Origin of the sequence: Leptolyngbya sp. AS-A5 (genome assembly GCF_039962495.1) — a bacterium.
Classification (GTDB): Bacteria; Cyanobacteriota; Cyanobacteriia; order Leptolyngbyales; family Leptolyngbyaceae; genus Leptolyngbya.
The window spans coordinates 67384-90361 of sequence record NZ_JAMPLL010000004.1; the positions used below are offsets into that span (position 1 = coordinate 67384).

General features: G+C 48.7%; 23 protein-coding genes and 1 tRNA gene. 13 read left to right on the forward strand and 11 right to left on the reverse strand.

Annotated elements, in window-relative coordinates; all coding sequences use genetic code 11:
• Positions 1-12 precede the first annotated feature (12 nt).
• Positions 13-1041 (reverse strand): dihydroorotase, encoded by a 1029-nt coding sequence (pyrC, locus tag NC980_RS07155; RefSeq protein ID WP_190378233.1) that lies wholly within the window; start codon positions 1039-1041, stop codon positions 13-15.
• A gap of 273 nt (positions 1042-1314) precedes the next feature.
• On the opposite strand from pyrC, the gene NC980_RS07160 reads away from it, so the two are divergent.
• The 3 genes from NC980_RS07160 (at position 1315) to NC980_RS07170 (ending at position 6090) form a co-directional block, all read left to right on the forward strand.
• Positions 1315-2448, forward strand: coding sequence for a lipase family protein (locus NC980_RS07160; RefSeq protein WP_190378234.1), 1134 nt, complete (start codon positions 1315-1317; stop codon positions 2446-2448).
• 333 nt (positions 2449-2781) lie between these two features.
• The gene (locus tag NC980_RS07165) at positions 2782-3585 is read left to right on the forward strand and encodes an inositol monophosphatase family protein (protein WP_190378235.1); all 804 of its coding nucleotides are present in this window, start codon (positions 2782-2784) and stop codon (positions 3583-3585) included.
• A gap of 153 nt (positions 3586-3738) precedes the next feature.
• Positions 3739-6090, forward strand: coding sequence for an HDIG domain-containing metalloprotein (locus tag NC980_RS07170; RefSeq protein ID WP_190378236.1), 2352 nt, complete (start codon positions 3739-3741; stop codon positions 6088-6090).
• Here the strand turns inward: NC980_RS07170 and NC980_RS07175 are convergent, their stop codons facing one another.
• Positions 6091-6711, reverse strand: a complete 621-nt coding sequence (locus NC980_RS07175) for a hypothetical protein (protein WP_190378237.1) — start codon at positions 6709-6711, stop codon at positions 6091-6093.
• 153 nt (positions 6712-6864) lie between these two features.
• Between NC980_RS07175 and leuC the strand changes: the two genes are divergently transcribed.
• From leuC to NC980_RS07195, 4 genes are all read left to right on the forward strand, one after another.
• On the forward strand, positions 6865-8268 hold the full coding sequence (gene leuC, locus NC980_RS07180) for a 3-isopropylmalate dehydratase large subunit (protein ID WP_190378238.1): 1404 nt from the start codon (positions 6865-6867) through the stop codon (positions 8266-8268).
• Between the two features lie 389 nt (positions 8269-8657).
• Entirely contained in the window at positions 8658-9374 is a 717-nt protein-coding gene (locus NC980_RS07185) for an SGNH/GDSL hydrolase family protein (RefSeq protein WP_190378239.1), read from the forward strand.
• A 463-nt stretch (positions 9375-9837) separates the two neighbouring features.
• Positions 9838-10368: a hypothetical protein gene (locus NC980_RS07190; RefSeq protein ID WP_190378240.1), complete on the forward strand. Its 531-nt coding sequence runs from the start codon at positions 9838-9840 to the stop codon at positions 10366-10368.
• A gap of 99 nt (positions 10369-10467) precedes the next feature.
• Positions 10468-10680 (forward strand): hypothetical protein, encoded by a 213-nt coding sequence (locus NC980_RS07195; protein WP_190378241.1) that lies wholly within the window; start codon positions 10468-10470, stop codon positions 10678-10680.
• A 277-nt stretch (positions 10681-10957) separates the two neighbouring features.
• On the opposite strand, the gene NC980_RS07200 is transcribed toward NC980_RS07195, so the two are convergent.
• From NC980_RS07200 to NC980_RS07225, 6 genes are all read right to left on the reverse strand, one after another.
• Positions 10958-11031: transfer RNA gene (locus NC980_RS07200), tRNA-Arg, on the reverse strand.
• Between the two features lie 38 nt (positions 11032-11069).
• A complete protein-coding gene (locus NC980_RS07205; RefSeq protein ID WP_190378242.1) occupies positions 11070-11306 on the reverse strand; it encodes a hypothetical protein in 237 nt (78 codons plus the stop codon).
• Positions 11307-11317: 11 nt separating this feature from the next.
• On the reverse strand, positions 11318-12385 hold the full coding sequence (locus NC980_RS07210) for a tocopherol cyclase family protein (protein WP_190378243.1): 1068 nt from the start codon (positions 12383-12385) through the stop codon (positions 11318-11320).
• Positions 12369-12668, reverse strand: coding sequence for a DUF6464 family protein (locus tag NC980_RS07215; protein WP_190378244.1), 300 nt, complete (start codon positions 12666-12668; stop codon positions 12369-12371). The genes NC980_RS07210 and NC980_RS07215 overlap by 17 nt, the downstream gene beginning before the upstream one ends.
• Before the next feature lie 137 nt (positions 12669-12805).
• Entirely contained in the window at positions 12806-14431 is a 1626-nt protein-coding gene (locus NC980_RS07220) for a C39 family peptidase (RefSeq protein ID WP_190378245.1), read from the reverse strand.
• 161 nt (positions 14432-14592) lie between these two features.
• A complete protein-coding gene (locus NC980_RS07225) occupies positions 14593-15030 on the reverse strand; it encodes a peroxiredoxin (RefSeq protein WP_190378246.1) in 438 nt (145 codons plus the stop codon).
• Between the two features lie 234 nt (positions 15031-15264).
• Here NC980_RS07225 and NC980_RS07230 point away from each other — a divergent pair, with 234 nt between their 5' ends.
• Positions 15265-15996 (forward strand): response regulator transcription factor, encoded by a 732-nt coding sequence (locus NC980_RS07230; protein WP_190378247.1) that lies wholly within the window; start codon positions 15265-15267, stop codon positions 15994-15996.
• On the opposite strand, the gene NC980_RS07235 is transcribed toward NC980_RS07230, so the two are convergent.
• Positions 15997-16254: a chlororespiratory reduction protein 7 gene (locus tag NC980_RS07235; RefSeq protein WP_190378248.1), complete on the reverse strand. Its 258-nt coding sequence runs from the start codon at positions 16252-16254 to the stop codon at positions 15997-15999. It lies immediately after the preceding gene.
• A 135-nt stretch (positions 16255-16389) separates the two neighbouring features.
• Between NC980_RS07235 and NC980_RS07240 the strand changes: the two genes are divergently transcribed.
• Positions 16390-17355, forward strand: a complete 966-nt coding sequence (locus NC980_RS07240; protein ID WP_190378249.1) for a YegS/Rv2252/BmrU family lipid kinase — start codon at positions 16390-16392, stop codon at positions 17353-17355.
• Between the two features lie 34 nt (positions 17356-17389).
• On the opposite strand, the gene NC980_RS07245 is transcribed toward NC980_RS07240, so the two are convergent.
• Complete coding sequence (locus tag NC980_RS07245) at positions 17390-18409, reverse strand: hypothetical protein (protein WP_190378250.1); 1020 nt, start codon at positions 18407-18409, stop codon at positions 17390-17392.
• Between the two features lie 95 nt (positions 18410-18504).
• On the opposite strand from NC980_RS07245, the gene menH reads away from it, so the two are divergent.
• The gene (gene menH / locus NC980_RS07250; protein WP_190378251.1) at positions 18505-19314 is read left to right on the forward strand and encodes a 2-succinyl-6-hydroxy-2,4-cyclohexadiene-1-carboxylate synthase; all 810 of its coding nucleotides are present in this window, start codon (positions 18505-18507) and stop codon (positions 19312-19314) included.
• 36 nt (positions 19315-19350) lie between these two features.
• Here menH and NC980_RS07255 read toward each other — a convergent pair whose 3' ends face one another.
• Positions 19351-19572 (reverse strand): hypothetical protein, encoded by a 222-nt coding sequence (locus tag NC980_RS07255; protein ID WP_190378252.1) that lies wholly within the window; start codon positions 19570-19572, stop codon positions 19351-19353.
• A gap of 246 nt (positions 19573-19818) precedes the next feature.
• On the opposite strand from NC980_RS07255, the gene NC980_RS07260 reads away from it, so the two are divergent.
• The 3 genes from NC980_RS07260 (at position 19819) to NC980_RS07270 (ending at position 22863) form a co-directional block, all read left to right on the forward strand.
• Entirely contained in the window at positions 19819-20595 is a 777-nt protein-coding gene (locus NC980_RS07260) for a DUF554 domain-containing protein (RefSeq protein WP_190378253.1), read from the forward strand.
• A 292-nt stretch (positions 20596-20887) separates the two neighbouring features.
• Positions 20888-21406, forward strand: coding sequence for a hypothetical protein (locus NC980_RS07265; RefSeq protein ID WP_190378254.1), 519 nt, complete (start codon positions 20888-20890; stop codon positions 21404-21406).
• Positions 21407-21537: 131 nt separating this feature from the next.
• Positions 21538-22863: an aspartate aminotransferase family protein gene (locus NC980_RS07270; RefSeq protein WP_190378255.1), complete on the forward strand. Its 1326-nt coding sequence runs from the start codon at positions 21538-21540 to the stop codon at positions 22861-22863.
• The last annotated feature ends 115 nt before the right edge of the window (positions 22864-22978 follow it).

Below are 22978 nucleotides of genomic sequence, written 5' to 3' on the forward strand. Positions count from 1 at the left end.
TTCATGCTGGGGTCAAGCCATTTGCCAAGTCATTTCTTGACCTGCTAGTAAGGGCACAAGACCAGATTCTGGAAATAGCAGCTCATCAGGAACAAGCCAGGTCGTTTTGGTCAAAGTAATCTGTTCAGTGTTGCGTGGAAGTTGATAGAAATCTGCACCATAGAAGCTGGCAAAAGCTTCAAGTTTATCAAGGGCATCGACGCTCTCAAATGCTTCTGCATACAACTCCATCGCGTGCAAAGCCGAATAGCAACCTGCACAGCCACAGGAACTTTCTTTGCTATTTCGAGAATGAGGGGCGCTATCGGTGCCTAGAAAAAACTTAGGATTCCCAGAGATTGCTGCTTGCAAAAGCGCCGATCGATGCTGCTCTCGTTTCAAGACTGGCAAGCAATAAAAATGGGGGCGAATGCCACCTTGGAATAGGCTATTGCGGTTAAATAACAAATGTTGGGGCGTGATGGTTGCAGCAATGTTGTTTGCAGAGAGGACATACTGCACGGCGTCTGAGGTAGTAATGTGTTCAAGAACGACGCGCAGGTTGGGAAATCGTTGCTTGAGCGGGATCAGATGTCGATCGATAAACACCTTCTCGCGATCAAAGATATCAACATCGTGCTCGGTCACTTCCCCATGCAGGAGCAGAGGCAGGTCTACCTGCTGCATCGCTTCAAAGACGCGATCACACCTGCGAATATCCGTCACTCCAAGGTCTGAATTGGTCGTTGCCCCAGCAGGGTAATATTTGACGGCTTTAATAAACTGAGATGCTTTTGCCGCGATAATCTCTTCAGGACTTGTGTTGTCCGTCAGGTAGAGCGTCATCAGAGGATCGAACGATTGTCCCTGTGGAACTGCTGCAAGGATGCGATCGCGATAGGCGGCTGCGTCAGCCACCGAGCGGACTGGAGGCTTCAAATTTGGCATGACGATCGCGCGGGCAAACTGACGCACTGTATGTGGCAGCACTGCTTTTAACGCTGCACCGTCGCGCAGATGGAGATGCCAGTCGTCAGGTCGTGTAATCGTAAACTTTTGCATTCTTCAATTATAGAGATGGCTGAATTTCGATGGCTCTCCTCCCAAAATCATAGAATAACTTGAGCCTTTAGCCTTGATTCTGCTGTCTCCTTTCGATCTATGGTCTAGACTTAAGCAATTAGACAGAAAGAGTCAGTCTAAGTAAATAATTCTAAGTAAATAGTGCGGTGGCTCAAGCGGTGCTTTAAGATTATTGGTGAAATACATTCGTTTAGGGTGCAATCGATACATACGCGCCTGGATGAACACAGCTATTTCTGAAGGGGTATTGTTATGACCTACCTTTGCAAATATTTTCGCAGGCTTGAAGATCGAGAGCAATTAGAACGAGGTAAATTTGATACGCAGATTCCGCCTTTAGAAGTACCTTTTCTGGCAGGTAAAACAGCCTATGATGTAGGCATTGCCTGGTGGTTAGCTCAATGTTCAAGCCTAGCTTATGAGAATAAAATTACCGTTGTCACTGAGTTAAAGGATGTGGGCTTTGATCGCATTTTTTTATTTGATACCAAGGGCACACAGGCGTTTTTAGCAAGTCATCCCGGCGTGAATGGGAGTGGCAAGTTTGCAGTGCTGGCTTTTCGGGGAACAGAGCAAGACTCGATCGATATCTTGACCGATATTAACTTCGTTAAGAGATTATTTCCTGATGAAAATCTGTTGGAAAATACAGGATTACAAAAGGAATCAGCCGAGAAACTTCCTAATCTTTATGCCCATGGAGGCTTTGTAGAAGGTATCGAAAATATCTGGGGCACGGCTGTAAGAAAAGAAATTGAAGATCTTTATAACGAGCCAAACGTAGGGATAGAGTGGCTTGGTGCACCGGGGGTAAGTAATGCCTTGCTTGACTTATATAAGCAATCTAGCGATATTGCGCTTTACCTTACGGGACATAGCCTGGGCGGTGCTTTAGCTACGTTGGCAGCTTACAAATTGCTGGTGTATGAACAGAGTTTTCATGTGACAGCACTGTATACCTTTGGCTCACCCAGAACTGTTCAGCAACCCCTAGCTAAAGGGATCAATAAGAAGTTTGAAGGGCGATCGCATCGGGTTGTGAATTACATTGATACTGTGCCTCGTTTACCACCGCGAATTCCAGTTCTTCTAGATTTCCGTCACATCAACGAATTAGTTTATTTCCCAGGCGATCGCCATCGCAAGAAACAAGCAACTGAGAACGCAGTCAAAGGCTTTCTGGGAGATACAGTCATAGGCTTTTTGGGAGATACAATTGTCCTTCTAATCTTGATGTTTGAGTTTTTGTTATCGCAAGCAACACGCTTAATCTGCATAGTCCCTGCTCTGGTAGGAATACAAGTGGAGCCTTATGTTCCTCGCACGCTTGAGGAGCATAAGATTTCTGAATATATTCGCGATTTAGAAGTTGATCTGTCAGTATAGACGTGCGAGCCGCTAGCGTTTAAACAAGGGCGAGCGCCGATCTTGTCGGGTGTGTTGTTACAAACACGCCTTTCAGACAATTCTTCCGGGCTAGCTAACACCGCATTGGTACGGACAGAACGGAGGTTATCGGTAAGAGTTCGAGGTGATCTACCACCGCACGACTTCATCGTTACCGGAACTTGAGAATAAGCTGCGGTGGAGTAGGCTCAAGGTGCAACGGGAGAAACAATGCCTTGGGCTGAAGTGCAAAAGCGGTTGGATTTATGATGCGATATTGATCGCTCTCCTCCCCAAAATCATAGAATGACTTGAGACTTTAGCCTTGATTCTATGAATACTCGTCAATTAGAAATTTTCCTCGACATCGCCACCGAAGCCGCTCTTGCTGCCGGAGCCGTTCTCCAAACCCATTGGGGCAAACTCGAAGACATTCGCGAAAAAGGTCGCCCCGGAGATTTAGTCACCGAAGCCGATCGCGCTGCTGAAGATGCAGTTCTCTCGGTTCTCAAGCGCCATGTGCCAGAGCATCCGATTTTGGCAGAAGAATCTGGGCAATTGGGCGATCGACAAAGCGAATTTCTCTGGGCGATCGATCCGCTCGATGGCACGACAAATTACGCGCATCAATACCCGTTTGTTGCGGTGTCGATCGGCTTACTGATCGAAGGAGTGCCGCAAGTGGGTGTGGTATTTAATCCGATCCATCAAGAACTATTCCGCGCCGCAAAAGGATTAGGGGCGACTTGTAATCGGCGGTCGATCCGCGTGTCCTCTACAACTGAACTAGAGAAAAGCTTATTGGTGACGGGATTTGCTTACGATCGAAGACAAACTCCAGACACCAACTATCCAGAATTCGCGCATCTGACCCACCTTACTCAAGGCGTGCGACGCGATGGAGCCGCAGCACTCGACCTCGCATACGTGGCAGCCGGTCGATTGGATGGATATTGGGAGCGGGGATTATCAATCTGGGATATCGCAGCCGGAATTGTTCTCGTCGAAGAAGCAGGCGGCAAAGTGACTGCCTATGACCAAACTTCTATGCAGCTTTCATCCGGAAGAATTCTTGCCACGAATGGAAGAATTCACGATCGTCTCAGTGCTGAACTGCTGCACGTTCAAGCCCATTGATACCCTAAAATTAACAGTCCTATCTCAATTCTGAGACTTGTAAACGAGAATCGATCGCGGCAGAATCCATTTAACAAATGGCTCCTATAATGAGTCGAGAGGTCATGTGCGATCGCAAAACAACACAAGTCACAACAGGTGGTGATCAGCGTGATGAATTCCCTTCGCTCTTGGATGCAACAATTTCAGCGAATTTGTAGCGAAGGAGAAAAACATCTCCATCACTCTGCCTCCGTGCGATCGCTCAAGCGCGTTAGTGGGCTGCGAAAACAACTCGCGCACAAGCCCGCGATTCCAACGCCCATCCTGATCATCGCCACCTCGATCGTATTTACAGGCGCATTGGGACGACAGTTTTATAATCAACCCCGGTTGAGCGTGGGCAAAATCGCTCCTGAAACGATCGAGGCTCCCAGCGATGCTGCCGTTGAAAATCAACAAGCGACCGAGGAACGGCGCAGAACTGCTCGCGATACCCTAATGCCAATGTTAAGACTGGATGCGCTCGCCTCAAATCAGTCTCGACACGCCGTACAAGCCCAGCTCGCAAAAGGAGTCACATTACGGCAGCAGCTTGGACAATTTCCATACATCGAATCGCAAATACTTTCAGAATCCGCTCAGCAATACTTACGCAAAGCGAAAGATTGGGAATGGGAAATAGTGATTGCTGCAACTCAGGATCGCACGAATCACCTGAGCACTCAGCTCAATGATGCCATTCAGCGCCAAGCGACGATCGAACTCATTCGCTACCGCAATCAAAATTCAGCCGAGCGCTTATCTAGCCTGATTCGTCAGATTACGATGGTGCGACAACGCTATGCGACGACGATCGGGCTGATTCAACCGCCGTATGATTCGACGGTGCTAGAGATTTCTGATCCGATGTGGCAGAAGACCCAAAGCGAAGTCATGCAAATTGTCGATCGGATGCTAGCGCAGGGGATTGCACCTGGACTGTCTCCAGACCAGCTTGAAACCGCGATCGAGCGTAACGTCGAAGACACAATGCCCCCAGAAACCAGAGCGATCGCAACGAAATTGTTGCTGGCTTCGCTAAAGCCCAATTTAACGCGCGATGATGAACAAACTCATGTGCAAGCTGAAAAAGCGGCGCAAGACGTTAAACCAGTGATGATCGAAATCCGGCAGGGAGAAACGATCGTCACCAGTGGACAAGTCATTTCAGCCCGTGATTTCATCTTGCTGGACTACTTTAATCTGAGTCGGCGCGAAACCAATTGGTTTGGTCTGATTGTGTTTGGTGGACTAGTTACCGGAACAGTCACGATCTTTTGGAGATTAGAGCAGCGCTATCATCCCAAAGGACTACGATATCGAGACTATTGGCTGGTGGGATTGATGTGTCTTAGTACCCCGTTGATGGTGATGATTAATGCACCTTCGACAAATTTACCGGCGATCGGGTTTTTGATGGGCACGTTTTACGGCTCGGTGTTGGCAGTGACCGGAGTAGGATTGCTGACGGTGATGTTACCGATCGGCATGGGATTGGGGGCAATGCAATGGATTCCTAGTGCAGCAGCAGGATTAATTGTGGCAGCTTTGGCGGCGCGAGTGCGATCGCGTGAGGAGCTAGCTTTGCTGGGATTAGGTGTAGGACTGACTCAAGGATTACTTTATCTATTGTTAGGTGCAGTGTCGGGAATGAGTTTGTATGGTCTGATCGGTCGGGTTGCACTTGAAGCATTGTTAGGGTTAGCTTGGAGCATTGTCGCGATCGGGATTAGTCCTTATCTAGAGCACTTGTTTGATGTTGTGACTACTTTACGATTGGTTGAACTTGCAAATCCTAATCGATCCTTGCTCAAACGCTTAGCTGCTGAGACTCCCGGAACCTTTCAACATACTTTGTTTGTGGCAAATCTAGCAGAAGCTGCCGCACGAGAATTAGGCTGCAATGTTGAACTTACTAGAGCCGGAACGCTTTATCACGACATTGGTAAGATGCACGACCCCCTAGGATTTATCGAGAACCAAATGGGTGGTATGAACAAGCACGATGCGATCAATGACCCGTGGAGGAGTGCAGCGATCATTAAAAAGCACGTCACGGAAGGAATTGTGATGGCACGTCGAGCCAGATTACCCAAGGCAGTACAAGCTTTTATTCCTGAGCATCAAGGTACGATGACGATCGCGTATTTCTACCATCAAGCCCAACAACAAGCGAAACTTGATCCTGAGATCAAAGTCAATGAGGCGGATTTTCGCTATGACGGCCCTGCACCGCAGTCTCGTGAAACTGGGATTGTAATGTTAGCCGATTCTTGTGAAGCAGCTTTGCGATCGCTCAAAGATGCCACACCCGAAGAAGCCTTGAACATGATCAATAAGATTCTGTCCGCACGATGGAAAGATGGTCAATTAGATGAATCGGGACTCACACGATCGCAGATGAGTGAGATCGCGCAAGTGTTTGTTCAAGTGTGGCAACAATCCAACCATCAGCGCATTGTGTATCCAAAGGTGAAGTCTTAGCTATTTCATTGCGCCCATTGTAGTTTTCCAGGCAAGCTCTTTGCACAGCACAATTAATGCTCTTTCTTCGGCTCCCTGAAATAGCTTGGATTCGATTAGTTCTTCTAGCACTTGATGGGTTAACTGTTCCGAGAACGTTCCGCCACAGTGCAGTAAATGACTGTAGTAACAGAACTGCGATCGGCCCATCTTATTCAGATGAAAGTGATAGATCTCTTCCCAAGTCATTCTCTGTACAGGTGTATTCACCGGAACGACCACACGCGGAATGCCTTGAATTCCGTATCGTCTACCGTTATGAGTATCTAGCTCTCCCACCAAAACCGTCCAGAGCAACGTCCGAACTTCTTGCACTTGATCCGGTGTGAACAATGGATCAGGCTCACTGGTCAAGCGAATTCCAGAATTGAGAAACAGTGGATTGAATAACTGCGAATTGTAGACAATTCCTACTGCCCAATGGCGCGAACTACCCCCATTTCGCGACTCATCTTCGAGCTTGACGAATGTTCCAAAGCCATAATCATCAGGCAGTGGAGCTTCGGCAAAATCCATTACATCATCTACCTGCACAATGTAATCACAATGAGAATTCGACTTCACCACTTTGCCTAATCGCATAGCCTTCTCCTCGCTCATTCACTGGCATTTTACAGTGATGTGAGTTTTTGTACTATCAAATTTTGATCATTTTGTCCCAACCTGAATCACTCCTGTCTCTACCACTGTGCGATAAGATGAATCTTTGCTTGTATACGTCACCACATCACTACCATGAGTACCGGGACATTGTTCGATAAAGTTTGGGACTTGCACACCGTCGGGATTCTGCCATCGGGACAAACTCAGCTTTTCATCGGGCTACATCTCATTCATGAAGTCACCAGTCCACAGGCGTTTTCGATGCTGCGAGAGCGTGGACTGAAAGTGCTTTTTCCCGATCGCACAGTCGCAACTGTTGACCACATTATTCCGACCGACAATCAAGCCCGTCCGTTTCTCGATTCACTTGCTGAAGAAATGCTGCAAGAACTTGAGAAAAATACTCAATCGAACAATATTCGCTTTTATCCGGTTGGCTCTGGCAGTCAAGGCATTGTTCACGTCATTGCACCCGAACAAGGACTCACTCAGCCCGGAATGACGATCGCTTGTGGAGATAGCCACACCTCGACCCATGGAGCATTTGGCGCGATCGCATTCGGTATCGGAACGAGTCAAGTCCGCGATGTGCTTGCCTCTCAAACCCTAGCGCTCTCTAAGCTCAAGGTCAGAAAAATCGAAGTCAATGGCAAGCTCAATCCGGGCATATATGCCAAAGATGTCATTCTGCACATCATTCGCAAACTTGGCGTGAAAGGTGGAGTCGGTTACGCTTACGAGTTCGCAGGTACAACCTTCGAGCAAATGAGCATGGAAGAGCGCATGACCGTTTGCAATATGTCGATCGAAGGCGGCGCACGCTGCGGGTATGTAAATCCCGATCCAACGACTTACGACTATCTCAAAGGGCGTGAGTTTGCACCCAAAGGCGAAGAATGGGACAAAGCTGTGTCCTGGTGGAACAGTCTCCGCAGTGATGCCGATGCTGTTTACGATGATGTTGTTGTTTTTGATGCGGCTGATATTACTCCAACTGTGACTTGGGGGATTACTCCAGGACAGGGAATTGGTGTAACCGAAACGGTTCCTACTCCGGCGGTAATGCCGGACGACGAAAGAGCGATCGCGCTTGAAGCCTATCAATACATGGATCTCAAACCGGGCGAACCCCTTCAGGGAACTAAAATCGATGTCTGCTTTATCGGAAGCTGCACCAACGGACGAATTTCTGATTTGCGCGAAGCAGCGCGAGTGGCTCAAGGGCGGCGCGTTGCTGAGGGCGTGAAAGCGTTTGTGGTGCCGGGATCGGAACGAGTGAAATCCCAAGCTGAGCAGGAAGGACTCGATCGCATTTTCGTTGAAGCTGGTTTCGAGTGGCGTGAGCCCGGATGCTCGATGTGTTTGGCAATGAACCCCGACAAACTGCAAGGGCGACAAATCAGCGCGTCCTCATCGAATCGGAACTTCAAAGGACGGCAAGGATCAGCATCAGGACGCACTTTGTTAATGAGTCCCGCAATGGTTGCAGCAGCCGCAATTACTGGAAAAGTAACAGACGTGCGTGAGTTGATGTAGTGGAACGGGGACGCAGTGCAAACCGAAACGATCGTCAAAAGGTCGGTTCGGTTGCACAACAATACAGGGATTGGTGCACCAATCAATGGCTCAGGCTGAAGAGCATAAAGGGGGGTTGTCTTCGTTGCTATCCTGCCCCTGAATGGAACAAATGACATTAAAATGAGCTACGAACAGCAAATTATTGATTTCTACAACACTAGAGCAAATTACGATAATGATGTAATACCAAATCAATGAGACAATTCACCCAAATTTGTCCTAGCCATTACCACCGCTTTCTTTGAGTGTACTCAATTTGGGTTTGCCGTCACAGTTTGCAAATCCATCTTCTGATCAGTATGTCCTGTTGTTCCTTCGTGTTAGCCTCAAACAAATAGGGAAGGGCAATGGCTCCAGTTCAATTCCCACGACGACGGTTTATGCAAGCGATCGCAGGGACAAGTGTCCTAGCCCTGTTAGGCTGCAAACAAGAACAAACCATGGTAACGCTGTACACGTTTGGCGATTCGATTCTCGATTGTGGACGATACAACGAGTCTGGAGTTCACCCAGGGCAACTGCTCGTTCAGAATGATGATCGTTTGTTTCCCGAATTTCAGGGGCAGGATCTTGCATCACGCGGTCCGGCTCGCCTTGACCATCGTGCCCGTGATGGTGCAACTGTAGAAGGGCTACAGTTGCAAGTCCAGGGATTGCAGGTTCAAGAACCTGCCATTGCTTTAATCACGATCGGGGGTAATGATCTTCTGGGTGGATTAATCGGCGATCGGGGCGTAGGCATGACAACCTTTGCCAACGCGCTTGACCGCTTCGTGCAGCATTTACCCATTCGTCCAGTTCTGCTGGGCAATGTGTATGACCCTACACTGGGCGATGACAATCGAAATTTCTTAGGCATTGAGGCAAAAGTTGCTCGCAAAAATCTTGAGCGCATGAACAGGGCGGTTGCAGACATTGCCCACCGCTATGGGCAACTAATCGATCTCCACGCTCATTTTCTGAGTGGTGACTTATCCTGGTTCACAGCCACGATCGAGCCAAGTCTCAAGGGTGCATCGGAAGTACGACGTGCCTTTCTTCCCTATGTCCTGCAGATACGTTAACTAACAGCAAGCGATGAATGGTGGATAGACCCTGCATGATCGATCACGGTGGTAACGACAAGTCAAAACGCCAATAAAATCAATACTTTTGAGCGTTACCACCTCTACAATTAAGGTGGTAACAGGCGTAATCCTAATTAGCTGAGCGCAATACCTCAAATCTACTAATCGCAAGGATTTAACAGGGTTACCACCTCGCAATCTAAGTGTTACCACCTCTGAAGGCACGATCGCGCTTCTGCTAACAGTTGCACCCCCTACAGAAGCGCGATCGCGCCCAAACAGAAAGAGGTTTTCCTGCAAAGCGGATCAAGTAGCAGGCAATCGTTACATCAAGCAACGATCACTTCCGTTATCGCGATAGGCTCCTGAACCGTTACAAACGATGAGCCTTGATTCGGTTGGACAGTCCGGCATGAGACGATATCACTACATAGACTCTTGAGCATTCATCCTCGATCACATGGCTAGAATTCCCGTCTTTCGCGCTGGTAACCAATTGCTGAAAGTCCGTTTCATCATGCTGCTGTCACTCGCTACTTTAATTGGAACTACTTACGCAGGTGCCAATTTAGTGCAGCATTATGGTGAGGCTCCAGGAGATGGTGGCAGGTTAAAACCGCTGCCAGAACGAATCGCGCTCGGTGCTTTTGTTGGGAGTCTCGGTGCTGTCTTCGCGGGTGGTATGTGGCTGTATGGCAAGTTCTATGTGGTTAGCATTGACTTTGATGATGCCGAACAGAACCTTTACCTGAACACGGTGGAATTTTTTGGCACCAAACGCCATGAGATTGAACTCTCGAACGTGCTTGAGAGTGAAGAGCGTGCAGGGCAGCTTGATTTGACTGCTTTCGACCCCGCTTCTATTTCTGTCAATGCCCCTTGGAAGTCAGTCCGTTTAGCAGGGTGGAGGTTGCCCGTGATCATCGATAGGCAAGGTGAAATCTTGCATCCAGCGTTGTTTGAGAAGCTTTTTGAGAATGGGAGCGATTGAGAGGTAGAGTCTAGAGAAGCTGAAAGCGAAGTCTATGTCGATGCCGCCTACACCGACTATCAAGCTGAAGATGACCTCAAGAACACCGAAGAAATTTGCTTGCAGGTCGCCCGCAAACGCAATTCCACTCGTCCCGATTTCCCTGCCTTGGCATACATCCAGCAAACGACCCGTCATGCCATCGAAACGGTCTTTAGTCAGATTACGCTGCGCTTCCCGAAGTCCATTCATGCTGTGACAATGGATGGCTTTCTGCCCAAATTCACTGCATTCATCTTCGTCCAAACGCTCGAAGCTGCTTTCATGCCATAACCAGAAGTATCAGCGACGACCTGCATCGTTCTCATTGCTGCCAGGACGGGCTAGTTTTCATGACCATTTCTCTGCCAGTAGCCCTCCTTCGTTGAACTCGCAACTTGGGTTATTAGAAGTATTTCAAAAAATGGGCTGAAACAGAAGTGGAAATCAACGGTTCTTAATTCTGGGCTTAAATCTCTGGAAAATAGCGACCATTTTAGAGCATTTCAAGGATTGCCTAAGATTGCTCATATCGGGCTTTAGCTTTGCTGTATATAGGTTTTGAGTGTTACGGGACTGGCGGGACTCGAACCCTCGACCTATCGCTTAGGAGGCGATCGCTCTATCCAACTGAGCTACAGCCCCGGATGAGTGGCATTATAGCAATCTCATCTAAAACGGGATTAGTGATGTAAGAAATGTTCGAGAAAGCGCGAAAAGAAAGCCGCGATCGCACCAAAGAAATGAGAGACATCACCGGGTTCTGCGCCGATCAGTCCGTTCCCGATCGCTTCACTCACAGGCGTATAGTCTACAGGTTCGGAATCGCAAGATTTGAGCGATCGCCCAATCAGTTCCCCCAGCGAAATCAACCCTAAAACCATCAATACAACTACGGCAAACACGAGCAAGTTTTGCATGATTGTCCTCCTTAAAAATTGAGTCCACATCCAGAAGCCCAGGTTTCATCCCAGGGAGCGCCACCCGTTTCTAGTCCACATAAATCGCTCGTAGCTCTTACAATCAGACGTTCTGCCTGATCCCACAGTTCCACCGTCACATTCCCTCGCATCGTGTCACGGCAAACAAACTGCATTCCGTCGATCGTCGGTGCTCGTAACGGTGTTCCAGGTAAATCTGTGGTTCCAGTCACGGTGACTCGATACTGTCGGTTTCGAGCATCCATGCGCCAATAGCCCCAAGGACGAATCACCCAATTCACTTCGGCATTCCAGGGCACAAATTCGTAGAACTGACCCCGATAGTGAATTCCAACCATCGCAACCGATTCTGTCCACCAAAGCACTCCGCGCCGTCCCCCGCCTGCAGTAAGCGCTAAATCTGGTTCATTGTCGAACGCGTTGCAGTTGAGCCAAAACCATTTACTCGGAAATGCTCCGCCCCAGTTCTTTTCACTATAGGCGGGAGCATTGACAAATTCATATTTCTTGTCATTCCAGTTGATGTAACCTGTGGCGTGTCCATGAGCCATGAGAATTTGCCATCCAGGTTCAAAAATCTGGAGCGATGAGAGCAAGCCTGCGGTGGATTGTCGATCGCCCCACCCATACACAGGCGCGATCGCATATTGCCATTCTGCAAAATTCCCGTTTGGCTCTTTCAGTCGTCCTTGATGCCAGGTTTCTGTGGCTTGATATCCTTCAGAAATGGTGCGATCAAACGCTTGCGGATCTAAAAGCTGAGGTTTGCCCGATTGCCGCCAATGTCCTAAAGCCAGTCGATCAGGTGCTGCCCAAAATCGATTCGGGTCAGGAAAAGTCCGGCACAGATACTCATCATCAATGCCTAAAATTTGAGCCACACCGCCGCTTGTAGGTTGCCCGCCTTGAGGATCTTCGATCGAATACATAAACGCAAACGTTTGACCGATTTCCGGTAAGGTGACGCGGTAATACCACCCCTCAAAAAAGCGGCGAGGAATTCGATTCCAGTGATAACCACTGTGGGGAGTCGGCAGGGGGCTAGTATTTTGAGGCATACAATCGACAATTTTCACAAGGGCCGGAGGGATTGACCGCGCATCGAAGATAGGGCGATCGCGCATTATAAATGCAGGTAAAATCGCCGACGAGGGTTCCAATCCCTTCGACGCGGTGATGATCCGGGGGGAGGCGAAGCAAGTTTTGGAGTTGCCGCTGCTCTGCGGCTGCCATCGCTGCTCGAAGGCGCTGCTGAGCTTGAGACTCTAGCCGATGCTGGAGCAGCAACGTCAGAACCGAGGGAACAAGCGCGATCGTAAGAATCAGGAATACTGAAAGCATGATTCTATTTTGAGCGATCGTCTAATAATTTGGGATCAATTTGATCCTAGAAGAATTCGATCGTTTTTCCAATGCTGCCAAGACATTTCGGCGAAACGCCTCAGCAGCATTGACCGCATCACTATTGACCGCATCACTTAGGATCTACGCCGGATAAAATGCGCCCACACCTTCCCATCGGGGCCGCAAACGCGATTCGTATAGTTATAAGGATAAAGCAGCTTACGTCCCTCGGTATCTGCATATCCAGTTAAAGCATCCCCCCAAGGATCATTCACAATATAGCCATCCGGCGTATAGCCAATCACCGTCACAATATGACCATAAGACGTAAACATGCCACACAACACCACCGGGCGACCATTGATCAGTTCTTCTCGCACGTCCCGAAATGTCCACTCGGTACTAAACGTGCCATCAAATCCATAAGCATCGATCAGCTTCGATAAGGTGTTGTGATTGATTTGAGATCCTTCTCCATCTTCGTTGAAGCACCACTGCAACAATTCATCTTCAAGTTGACCGCCTTCACGGGCGCGAGTTCCAAGATAGGACATACACATCGCGATCGCCGTCACATTACAAGTAGACCAGTAAAACCGGGGATTGTCTCGCTGTGAGAAGTACGGCACATTCAATTCAACAGAACCGGGAATCGGATTAAAGGCGCGATTGCCCCGACTCATCCGCACAAAGTCCGGGAATATATAGCCCGTATTCCCAAAGTTCGGCAATTCTTCATTCAGTGACACTTTGATATGTCCGCCTTCAATCATGTAGCTTGCGACCCCGTAAAACTCATTCGCATTAAAGGTCGATCGTTCATCCGGTTGAAGCTCCGACGACTCCACCGGACGCTTTTTGATCACGGTGTCGCGTAGCGCTGTCACCGTTAAAGCACTCGAATCATAGGGCACTTCCCGCCCGTTGCGCTCAATCTGGGCATACTGCCAGAAGATAAAGCCACGATCGCCAAAACCGGGGATCGGATCTTTCAGCGTCACTCGAAAATGTCCGCGAGTGCAGGCATATCCTGTAATTTGAAAGACTTGACCTTTCAGCACGTTTGTTCTTTGATTAGCTGCCAGCAGCGAAGAATCGGCAGGAGAAGTTTTGAAAAAGGTGGTTTGGGTGATCAGAAGATGTGCTGCTAAAGGAATATCGGGAACATCATCAAGCGAAAACCTGAGAATCTGTGCTCCTTTCGTCAGTTGCACATGGTCTTCGTAGAAATAACCAAAATTTCCGATCGGCGCGATTGTGCTCCCTAGCTCTAATTTCAAATGCCCATCAATAAAGCCGTATCGCAGTACGGGAAATGTTTGTCCGGCTTTGACTAATACCTTTTGCTGAGTGTTGAGCCGCGCAGAATCCTCGGTTGAAACCTTGAAAAAGGTGTCTCGCAGCAGTTTCACAGAAAGAGACTGTCCCACCGTTAGCGGATTACGGCTCACAGTAATGTAAAAGACGCGATTTTCGATGAGCTTATTGCTGGCATCAAATCCTCTGAGCCGCAGCCAACGCGCTCCGGGTGTGGAGAATCCTCGCGGCATCGAGACCTGCCAGGTTCCATTGTTGAGCTTCACATCTAGGTTCACTTTATCTTCAGCCATCAATGTGATCCGCCTGATACGAGCAGCATTATAGCTGCCCTTGAGAACCACTGGCTTATTCACCAATACTTCTAAAGGCCCAGCATAGGTTGGAGGCGCACTCCCGCCTCCTGAAGTTAGCGAATTGGCTGCGATCGTCGTGTCTGTCATACTCTTTTCGCTGAAAAACGGTGTGCAAAAACCAAAGACGAAACATGGCGCGATCGGATGCGCCCCTGTTCTGACAACTATACTTCTGCTGCACGATTTGCGAAAAAGAATCTCCCGATCGCAGGAGATCAGGAGATTAAGCTTCGATCGAAGATAATGGGCTACAGGGCTAATTGCTGCAAGATATCCGTTGCGTGAGTATCCGTCTGAATCGTCGTATGCACTTGAACGATCTTGCCATCTGCACCCACCACATAAGTCACGCGCTTGGAATAGCCGCCGCCATCGACATCATAGGCTTGGGTGATGGCTCCATTGGTATCTGCAAGGAGTGGAAACGGCAGACTGTATTTTTCGGTGAAGCGCTGGTGTGAGGCTTCATCGTCCATACTTACGCCAAACACAGGAATTCCTTGACTGGTGTACTGGGTGTAATTGTCACGAAAACTGCACGCTTCTTTGGTGCAACCGGGCGTGTCGTCCTTGGGATAGAAATACAATACGACCGCTCGACCTGCATAGTCTGAGAGCTTAACGGTGTTGCCGTTCGTGTCTTTTACGGTGAAATCGGGGGCAGTATCGCCCACATTGAGCGGCATAGAGATGGCTCCTTTAGAAGATATTCCGTCATAAATTGTAATCTTCTACTTCTACGTTTTAATTACAAAGAACTCAGGGGGTTTGCGTCGATCGATTTATAGGTTCCTGACCCAAATTTGCTTCATATAGCGAAGAAAATATGATCCTTACGTATAATCTGAACAGGAATCTTTATAAAAGTTTGAGCCTCTACTCCTGATCAGTCACCCCCCTTTAGTAAGAAGAGATTAATTATGCCCAGAATCTTAATTATTGATGACGACCCAACGATCGCGGAACTCGTCGCAGTCAACCTAGAGATGGCAGGCTACGATGTCAGTCAAGCCTCAGATGGCAATCGCGGACAAGCCCTCGCGCTCCAGCTCCAACCCGATCTGATTTTGTTGGATCTGATGCTGCCGCAAGTCGATGGCTTTACGATCTGTCAGCGCATTCGCCGCGATGAGCGCACCGCCGATATTCCCGTCTTGATGCTGACCGCGCTCAGCCAAACTCAAAACATTGTGGAAGGCTTCAATGCAGGCGCAGACGACTATCTGAAGAAGCCGTTTGAAGTCGATGAAATGCTGGCGCGAGTCCGGGCGTTGTTGCGTCGTACCGATCGCATTCCTCAAGCCGCAAAACACTCTGAAATTCTCAGCTATGGCCCTTTGATCCTAGTGCCCGAACGCTTTGAGGCGATCTGGTTTGGCAAAACCGTAAAGCTGACGCATCTAGAGTTTGAGCTGCTGCACTGCTTGCTTCAGCGCCACGGTCAGACTGTTTCTCCGAGCGAAATTCTCAAGGAAGTTTGGGGATATGATCCCGATGATGATATCGAAACCATTCGGGTGCATGTGCGCCATTTGAGAACCAAGCTTGAACCTGATCCCCGGCATCCGAAATACATCAAAACGGTGTATGGTGCGGGTTACTGCCTAGAACTGCCCAGCGAAAGCATCGAAGAAGTTCAGATGGCAGGTTAATTACTTTTCGAGCCGAATTGCATACCACTGCAAATACTCACCGGGAGCCATTCCTAGCTCACAGGTGGTATCGATCAGATAGCGGATCTGCTCGTCGATCCCACCCGCTTGTTTGATATCTGTGGGCAATTCGTCTTGCTGAGTTGCGAGAATCGATCGTAGCTTTTCGCTCAATTCAGTCGCGGTTAGGATCGCTTCAGACTGGTTCGTTTCGAGCACAACAAAATGCTCCTCATCATACATAGTTGCCGCAGACATAAGATTTGTTAGAGAATCAAGAGCATTCTCATTTTTGCACTTCTGCCCTCATCTAGAGCGAAGAATCTCCCACAAGTCAGACCCCGATTGCTCTCAGTGCGTGATATTCAGGAGATATATTATTCTTGAATCGCTATGCAGAAAGCACATTTAATTTTTAATCCGGTGGCGGGTCAGGGAAACGCAGGACAGGAATTAGAGCTAATTCAGCGGTTATTAGGCGAAAAGTTCGACTTAGAAACGAAATTCACTTCCCCCGATCGCGATGCGGATGAACTTGCTGCAGAATCCGTTAAGGAAGGTGTAGACGCGCTGTTTGTGTCAGGCGGAGATGGTACGGTTTCTGCTGCGGCGAATGCTGTGATCCGCACGCAGATTCCTTTAGGTGTGATCGCACGCGGGACTGCAAATGCGTTTGCAAATGCGCTCTCGATCCCCACGACGATCGAAGCTGCCTGCGAAACGATTCTGAATCAGCACACGAAGGTAATTGACGTAGCATTCTGCAACAAGCACCCGATGATTCTGCTTGCCGGAATTGGATTTGAAGCAGAAACAATTCAGCTTGCCAGCCGCGAAGCCAAGAATCGGCTGGGAATTCTGGCATATGTTCTTGCAGGTATCCGCAAGCTGCGGGATCTTGATCACTTTGAGGCCGAAGTCGAAACCGACGATAAGATTATCTCGTTTACCGCTTCGGCGCTCACCGTAGCGAATGCCGCTCCTGCCACTTCGGTACTGGCTCAAGGCCCAGCAGGGTTAATTGTCGATGATGGAATGCTGGATTTGACGATCGTTGCCCCTGCGAATCGCACCAGCGCGATCGCTGCGACTTATCATCTGCTGCAATCTGCCCTCAGCGGCAATCCAGCAGAGCGCGATGATATTGGCTATTTACGATCGAAGCGCTTTAGAATCACGACCAATCCACCGCAAAAAGTAGTGCTGGATGGTGAAATGATCGGCACAACCCCGATCGAGGTGGAATGTGTTCCGGCGGGACTCACCGTTTTTATGAACGATCCGGAGGCAGAAATTCCGACTGAAAAAATCGACGGTTTACCCGATCTTGTGATTGAGCCAAAAGATGCCCCAGTCTGACGAGATTGCGGCAGTCTTGAAACCCGCGAAACTGCTAATTCTTCTCAGTATAAGAATCTCGAATTTGCTTGAGTTCGGTTAACTGCTGCTCCACGATCTGCATCACTTGGTCAATCTCAGGAACGACATTATGCTGCTCGGTGAGGGGTGTTGCTGTGTGATGAAGTTCGTTGATCTTTTGCTGGAGCCGAGTCGCGATCGTCAGTGCATCGCGGCTTAAGCTTGTGAGCTGTTGGCGCTGATAAAACTTTAGAGCTGCACCCCGGAGGACTTGTAGCGTTGCTTGCTCTCCAGCTTCCGTCGGTGTAATTCGCAGGCGCAGTAGTGCCCGATCGCGCTGATACGATCGCTCGATTTCGACCTGCTGAACTTCAGTGACCGGAGACAGCGGAAGACGAGTGAGATGTTTGAGTTCGTCGATCAGGGCTTGGAACTTGTTGAGCGCGACAGTTTCGATCACAGACTGAATAGTTCCATTTTGGCTCCATAGAATTCGACCGTATCTTTCCCGGCGTTCAAAGAACAATCGCCCAATCCCGTTGCCTAAGACTCGTCCTAGAAGTTCCTTGAGCAAGCGTGATGGAGGGAGTTGGGCAAGCAGCGCGATCGGTTCTTCAGCGTATCGGGTGCTGACGGGTAAGTCGGGAAGGATAGTGTAGGGATTCTGAACGGTTGCTTGAGCTTCGGGTGCATCCGTTTCTAATGCGGTTTGTTCGTCAGAAACTTCAAGTACCAGTGTGTCTTTATCGTGGAAGCCTGCTTCTAGGGATGCTGTGGGCTGTGGTCTGGATGGGGCTGGAGGGTTTTGGCTGTAGTTTAGGTAGGCGGTCAGAACGGAGTGATGTGTTTCTGAAGAGAGGCTTTGAGGGATGAGTGAGTAGTTTTGGTAGCCCACCATCCGTCGAGCATAATTGATCGCGGCAACATCATTGAGCATCACCATACCTAAGTACAGTTTGCCATGTTGGATGGAGAGCGGCAGAATCTGGTGAAACAGACACGCTTCAAACGGCAAGACGCGATCGATAAGTTGAAAGACTTCTTCTGAGTTCATGGAGGCGATTATCTGGGGAAAGTCCTACGACCTTGATTCCCACTTCCAAAAAGCGAGACATTGATAGTGTTCCCCCTTGCAGTTAAGCTCTGTGCATGGAAACTAAATTGTCGTTCCGATTGGCTCCTAACCCAACTAGGCAGAGCGATTCGTCGATCGTGGTCTTTCTGCATGGATTTCTGGGCAGTGGTATGGAGTTTGATGCGATCACGGCGCAATTAGGCGATCGAAGTCTCACGATCGATCTTCCGGGTCATGGTGAAACTCGATTTTCAGATCAGTACACGATGGAAAATACAGCAACTGCGATCGTCAACTTACTAGATGAGTTAGCAATCGATCGGGCGAATTTGGTCGGCTATTCAATGGGAGGACGATTGGCGCTGTACTTGGCGTTAAATTATCCAGAGCGATTTGAGAAAGCAATCATCGAGTCAGGGTCTCCGGGATTGAAAACAGAACGAGAAAGAGCGGAGCGCATCAAGCGCGATTGTGAGTTAGCCGATCGGATTCGGACGGATTTTGATCAGTTTTTGATCGATTGGTACAATCAGCCGTTATTTCAATCGATCAAAGTGCATCCACAATTTGAGCAGATGCTGAAAGAACGATCGCGTAACAATCCGGTTGAACTTGCGCGATCACTTCTTGAAATGGGAACGGGAATGCAGCCGAACTTATGGGGGAAATTACAATCGCATCGGCAGCCGTTATTGTTGATAGCAGGAGAGCGCGATCGTAAGTTTGTCGCTCTGAATCAAGAAATGGCATCGCTCTGTGAAACGGCAGAATTAGCGATCACGTCCAACACTGGACACAATATTCATTTTGAGAGTCCAGAGTGGTACATCCAGCAAATCAAAGACTTCTTGATTGAACCCGTAAAAAAGCAGCCCTATCGCTAAGGCTGCACCAGACCACACAGTAAACTTTTCGCGCTTCTAGCTCCACGCTCCCTCTAGCGCATTCAAATCTGTTTCCGGCAGCAGAATCATCGTCTCAAAGCCAATTCTGCCCATCTCCGGTTCTTCGCCCATTTCCATTTCTACCAAATACGACCAGTTTCCAGAATCTGCACGAAACTCTCGCACTTTTCCCTGCCCACCAATGAAGCGTACAAATTGGTCAGGACTAAACTTTGGCATCGTCATTACAGCGGTCATAATTCCCAATTCCTTTTGTCTACGCTTGCATTCACTCTCTAGGCTTCAATGAATTGCTAATCCAATTGCAGACAGAATAACGAGAATCAGGATAAAGATGACTCCCCCGTTTGGGTAAAACTTAATCTGAAACCATTCCACCCTAGGAATTAGCGCAGTTTGATATGATGCGATCGAAATGAGTACATCGCACGATCGATACAGAGATTGCACGCACAATTTACATCAGAGGAAACGCTACCGCTAATGCTGATCACTTCAATTTGGGAAATCCATCTTGCATCGCTGAGCCTATGGGACAAGACCAGCGGCACTTGGATCAATGTCGCAACGGTTTTAGTCGGTAGTGCAATAGGACTGATGCTGCAAGGGAGCTTGCCTGCTCGAATGCAGCGCATTATTACTCAAGGGTTGGGGCTATTAACGCTGTTTTTGGGTGTCACAATGGCATCGAGCTTGCTAAAAGTCAAACTCGGCGCGATCGATGGCGTGATTATTGGGCTGTTTGCGATCGTTCTAGGTGGCTTGCTGGGCGAGTGGTGGCAACTTGAAGCAAGGCTGCATACGATCGGCGATCAGATTAAACGCAGGGTGAAAGGGGGCGGCAGTTTTACCGAGGGATGGGTAGCGGCAAGTTTGCTGTTTTGCGTTGGGCCAATGACGATCGTTGGCAGTTTAAACAACGGGTTAGCGGGAAACAATACGCTGTTGTCGATTAAAGCTGCGATGGATGGACTCGCTGCGATCGCGCTTAGTAGCAGTTATGGGATCGGCGTAGTGTTTTCGATTTTGCCGATCGTCGTTTATCAGGGCGGATTGTCGATCGCAGCCGGATTACTCGCTCAATCGCTTAGCGATCCAACCACGGCTCCAGCCGTGTTGTTAACTTCGGGAGTGGGTGGATTAATGGTGATTGGGCTGGGTTTGAACTTATTGGAAATTGCGCGATTAAGCGTTGCTGCATTTTTGCCAGGATTGCTGCTTGCACCGTTGTTCTCTGCAATCATCGAACGGTTGGCGTAATCAGAATCAGTAATATGTCCGCCTATATAAAAGATCCATCACCGATGACTTGACGCTTAATATGTTTGAAGTTTGATCCGAATTTTTTAAGATTTGCTACCAAATTCAAAAATGTCTCTATAATTAACGACGATAGTGATAACAGCATCACCATCACTATCGTCGATCGAGATGAGCAATAGAGCGATCATTGTCTGGATTGCTCAACTGGCTGAAAGATTTTGTTTCAGATTCCAAGAATGGGAATACATAAACAAAGCAAACTGCCTGTCTATTTAGTAGGAGAAACACAATGGTTGTAACGAAAAGAAGATCACCCACATCAACGCTAGTCTCAAAAGATTCGATCAGCAGCGCATCCACCGCACTCCAAGAATTACCGGAAAAGCCGAAGGAAATCTGGTCGCTGAGAGAAGCAATTCACCTACTCAAAGATCAAATTACGATCGCGCTCGATCGTGGCTACAACTACAGCGAAGTTTCGCAGATGCTCTCCTCGAAGGGTGTAGAAATTAGCCCCTCGACGCTGAAATACTATCTATCGTCTGCCCGCAAAGAAGAAGGCAGTGCAAAAACTCGTCGCCGTCGTCGCACGATCAGCATGAGTGCTGAAGCGTTGCAAGACGGTTCAGATGCCCTAGAGAATGCGTCTTCAGAACAAGAATCAGACGAAAAACCCAAGCGCACCCGATCGACCGCTAAAGCCGATAAAACGACCGAAAAAGCATCGACCAAAACGGCTGCCAAGTCCAAGGCAAGCACCGCTAAAACGACTAAGACTGGAACCGGCCGGAAAAAGTCCGACAGCTAGTGATGTACACTCGCTTTACCGATCGACATTCGCGCTAGTCTTGATTTGAGTGTCGATCGCATCGGTCACTGCGATAAGTGATTGCTGTTCGCGAGAGTTTTGTTACCCTCATTTACAATTCTAACTTTGCAATGGTCTTAAATATTTCCTTACCAGAAAGCTTAGATGCGTTCTGGATGCCTTTTACTGCAAATCGACAGTTCAAAGCCAAGCCCCGTCTGATGGCATCTGCCAAAGATATGCACTACACGACGGTAGACGGTCGTTCGGTGTTGGATGGGACCGCAGGTTTATGGTGTGTGAATGCGGGACATTGCCGCGATCGCATTGTGCAAGCGATTTATCAGCAAGCCGCGACATTAGATTTTTCGCCAACGTTTCAAATGGGACATCCAGCTCCGTTTGCGTTAGCCGATCGCTTAGCAAAGATACTGCCAGGGGATTTAGATCACATCTTCTTTGCGAATTCTGGATCAGAGGCAGTCGATACGGCGTTAAAAATTGCACTGGCGTATCATCGGGTGCGGGGTGAGGCGAGCCGAACCCGATTGATCGGACGAGAGCGCGGGTATCACGGCGTTGGATTTGGCGGCGTTTCAGTGGGAGGAATCGCACCGAATCGCAAGTTCTTCGGGAGTTTGTTGCCGGGAGTGGATCATTTACCGCATACACACAATCTAGAGCAGAACGCTTTTAGTCGAGGACAACCCACCTGGGGGGCGCATTTAGCCGATGAGCTAGAACGCATCGTCACTTTGCATGATCCTTCGACGATCGCGGCTGTGATTGTTGAGCCTGTGGCGGGATCAACGGGTGTGTTAATTCCACCTGTGGGATATTTGGAGAAACTGCGATCAATCTGCGATAAGTACGGCATTTTGTTGATTTTTGACGAAGTGATCACGGGCTTTGGTCGCTTAGGTCGGGGATTTGCAACCGAATATTTTGGGGTAATGCCAGATCTCATGTGTGTCGCGAAAGGAATTACCAATGCGGCAGTTCCAATGGGTGCGGTATTTGCACGATCGTATATCTATGATGCGTTTATGCACGGACAGGAAAACGCGATCGAGCTTTTCCACGGATACACCTATTCAGGGCATCCCTTAGCTTGTGCCGCAGCAATGGCAACGCTGGATATTTACGAAGAGGAAGGCTTGTTCGATCGTGCCCGTGATTTATCGCCTTATTGGGAAGAGGCGATGCACTCGCTGAAAAGATTGCCGCACGTGATTGATGTGCGGAATTTGGGCTTAGTGGCAGGCATTGAGCTTGCATCGATTCCGGGACAGCCAGGAGTCCGGGCTTACAATGCAATGGTTGATTGTTTTGAACAAGGATTACTGATTAGAACGACCGGAGATATTATTGCGTTATCGCCACCGTTAATTTTGGAAAAACATCACATTGATGAAATGGTTGAGCGTTTAACGAGTGTGCTAAAGGGGCTAGCATGAATTTTGAATTGAGCTTGATTAAGAAGTAGACTGAGCGCAAGTCTAGAGTTCTGAGTCCATTTCCAATGGACTTGCGCCGATTAGCCCGAACTTTCAGTTCAGGGCGGGATGTGGC

Bases quoted from the DNA above. Each gene is read 5' to 3' on its own strand.
- pyrC (WP_190378233.1), bottom strand. From the start codon at position 1,041: ATGCAAAAGTTTACGATTACACGACCTGACGACTGGCATCTCCATCTG.
- NC980_RS07160 (WP_190378234.1), top strand. From the start codon at position 1,315: ATGACCTACCTTTGCAAATATTTTCGCAGGCTTGAAGATCGAGAGCAA.
- NC980_RS07165 (WP_190378235.1), top strand. From the start codon at position 2,782: ATGAATACTCGTCAATTAGAAATTTTCCTCGACATCGCCACCGAAGCC.
- NC980_RS07170 (WP_190378236.1), top strand. From the start codon at position 3,739: ATGAATTCCCTTCGCTCTTGGATGCAACAATTTCAGCGAATTTGTAGC.
- NC980_RS07175 (WP_190378237.1), bottom strand. From the start codon at position 6,711: ATGCGATTAGGCAAAGTGGTGAAGTCGAATTCTCATTGTGATTACATT.
- leuC (WP_190378238.1), top strand. From the start codon at position 6,865: ATGAGTACCGGGACATTGTTCGATAAAGTTTGGGACTTGCACACCGTC.
- NC980_RS07185 (WP_190378239.1), top strand. From the start codon at position 8,658: ATGGCTCCAGTTCAATTCCCACGACGACGGTTTATGCAAGCGATCGCA.
- NC980_RS07190 (WP_190378240.1), top strand. From the start codon at position 9,838: ATGGCTAGAATTCCCGTCTTTCGCGCTGGTAACCAATTGCTGAAAGTC.
- NC980_RS07205 (WP_190378242.1), bottom strand. From the start codon at position 11,306: ATGCAAAACTTGCTCGTGTTTGCCGTAGTTGTATTGATGGTTTTAGGG.
- NC980_RS07210 (WP_190378243.1), bottom strand. From the start codon at position 12,385: ATGCCTCAAAATACTAGCCCCCTGCCGACTCCCCACAGTGGTTATCAC.
- NC980_RS07215 (WP_190378244.1), bottom strand. From the start codon at position 12,668: ATGCTTTCAGTATTCCTGATTCTTACGATCGCGCTTGTTCCCTCGGTT.
- NC980_RS07220 (WP_190378245.1), bottom strand. From the start codon at position 14,431: ATGACAGACACGACGATCGCAGCCAATTCGCTAACTTCAGGAGGCGGG.
- NC980_RS07225 (WP_190378246.1), bottom strand. From the start codon at position 15,030: ATGCCGCTCAATGTGGGCGATACTGCCCCCGATTTCACCGTAAAAGAC.
- NC980_RS07230 (WP_190378247.1), top strand. From the start codon at position 15,265: ATGCCCAGAATCTTAATTATTGATGACGACCCAACGATCGCGGAACTC.
- NC980_RS07235 (WP_190378248.1), bottom strand. From the start codon at position 16,254: ATGTCTGCGGCAACTATGTATGATGAGGAGCATTTTGTTGTGCTCGAA.
- NC980_RS07240 (WP_190378249.1), top strand. From the start codon at position 16,390: ATGCAGAAAGCACATTTAATTTTTAATCCGGTGGCGGGTCAGGGAAAC.
- NC980_RS07245 (WP_190378250.1), bottom strand. From the start codon at position 18,409: ATGAACTCAGAAGAAGTCTTTCAACTTATCGATCGCGTCTTGCCGTTT.
- menH (WP_190378251.1), top strand. From the start codon at position 18,505: ATGGAAACTAAATTGTCGTTCCGATTGGCTCCTAACCCAACTAGGCAG.
- NC980_RS07255 (WP_190378252.1), bottom strand. From the start codon at position 19,572: ATGACCGCTGTAATGACGATGCCAAAGTTTAGTCCTGACCAATTTGTA.
- NC980_RS07260 (WP_190378253.1), top strand. From the start codon at position 19,819: ATGCTGATCACTTCAATTTGGGAAATCCATCTTGCATCGCTGAGCCTA.
- NC980_RS07265 (WP_190378254.1), top strand. From the start codon at position 20,888: ATGGTTGTAACGAAAAGAAGATCACCCACATCAACGCTAGTCTCAAAA.
- NC980_RS07270 (WP_190378255.1), top strand. From the start codon at position 21,538: ATGGTCTTAAATATTTCCTTACCAGAAAGCTTAGATGCGTTCTGGATG.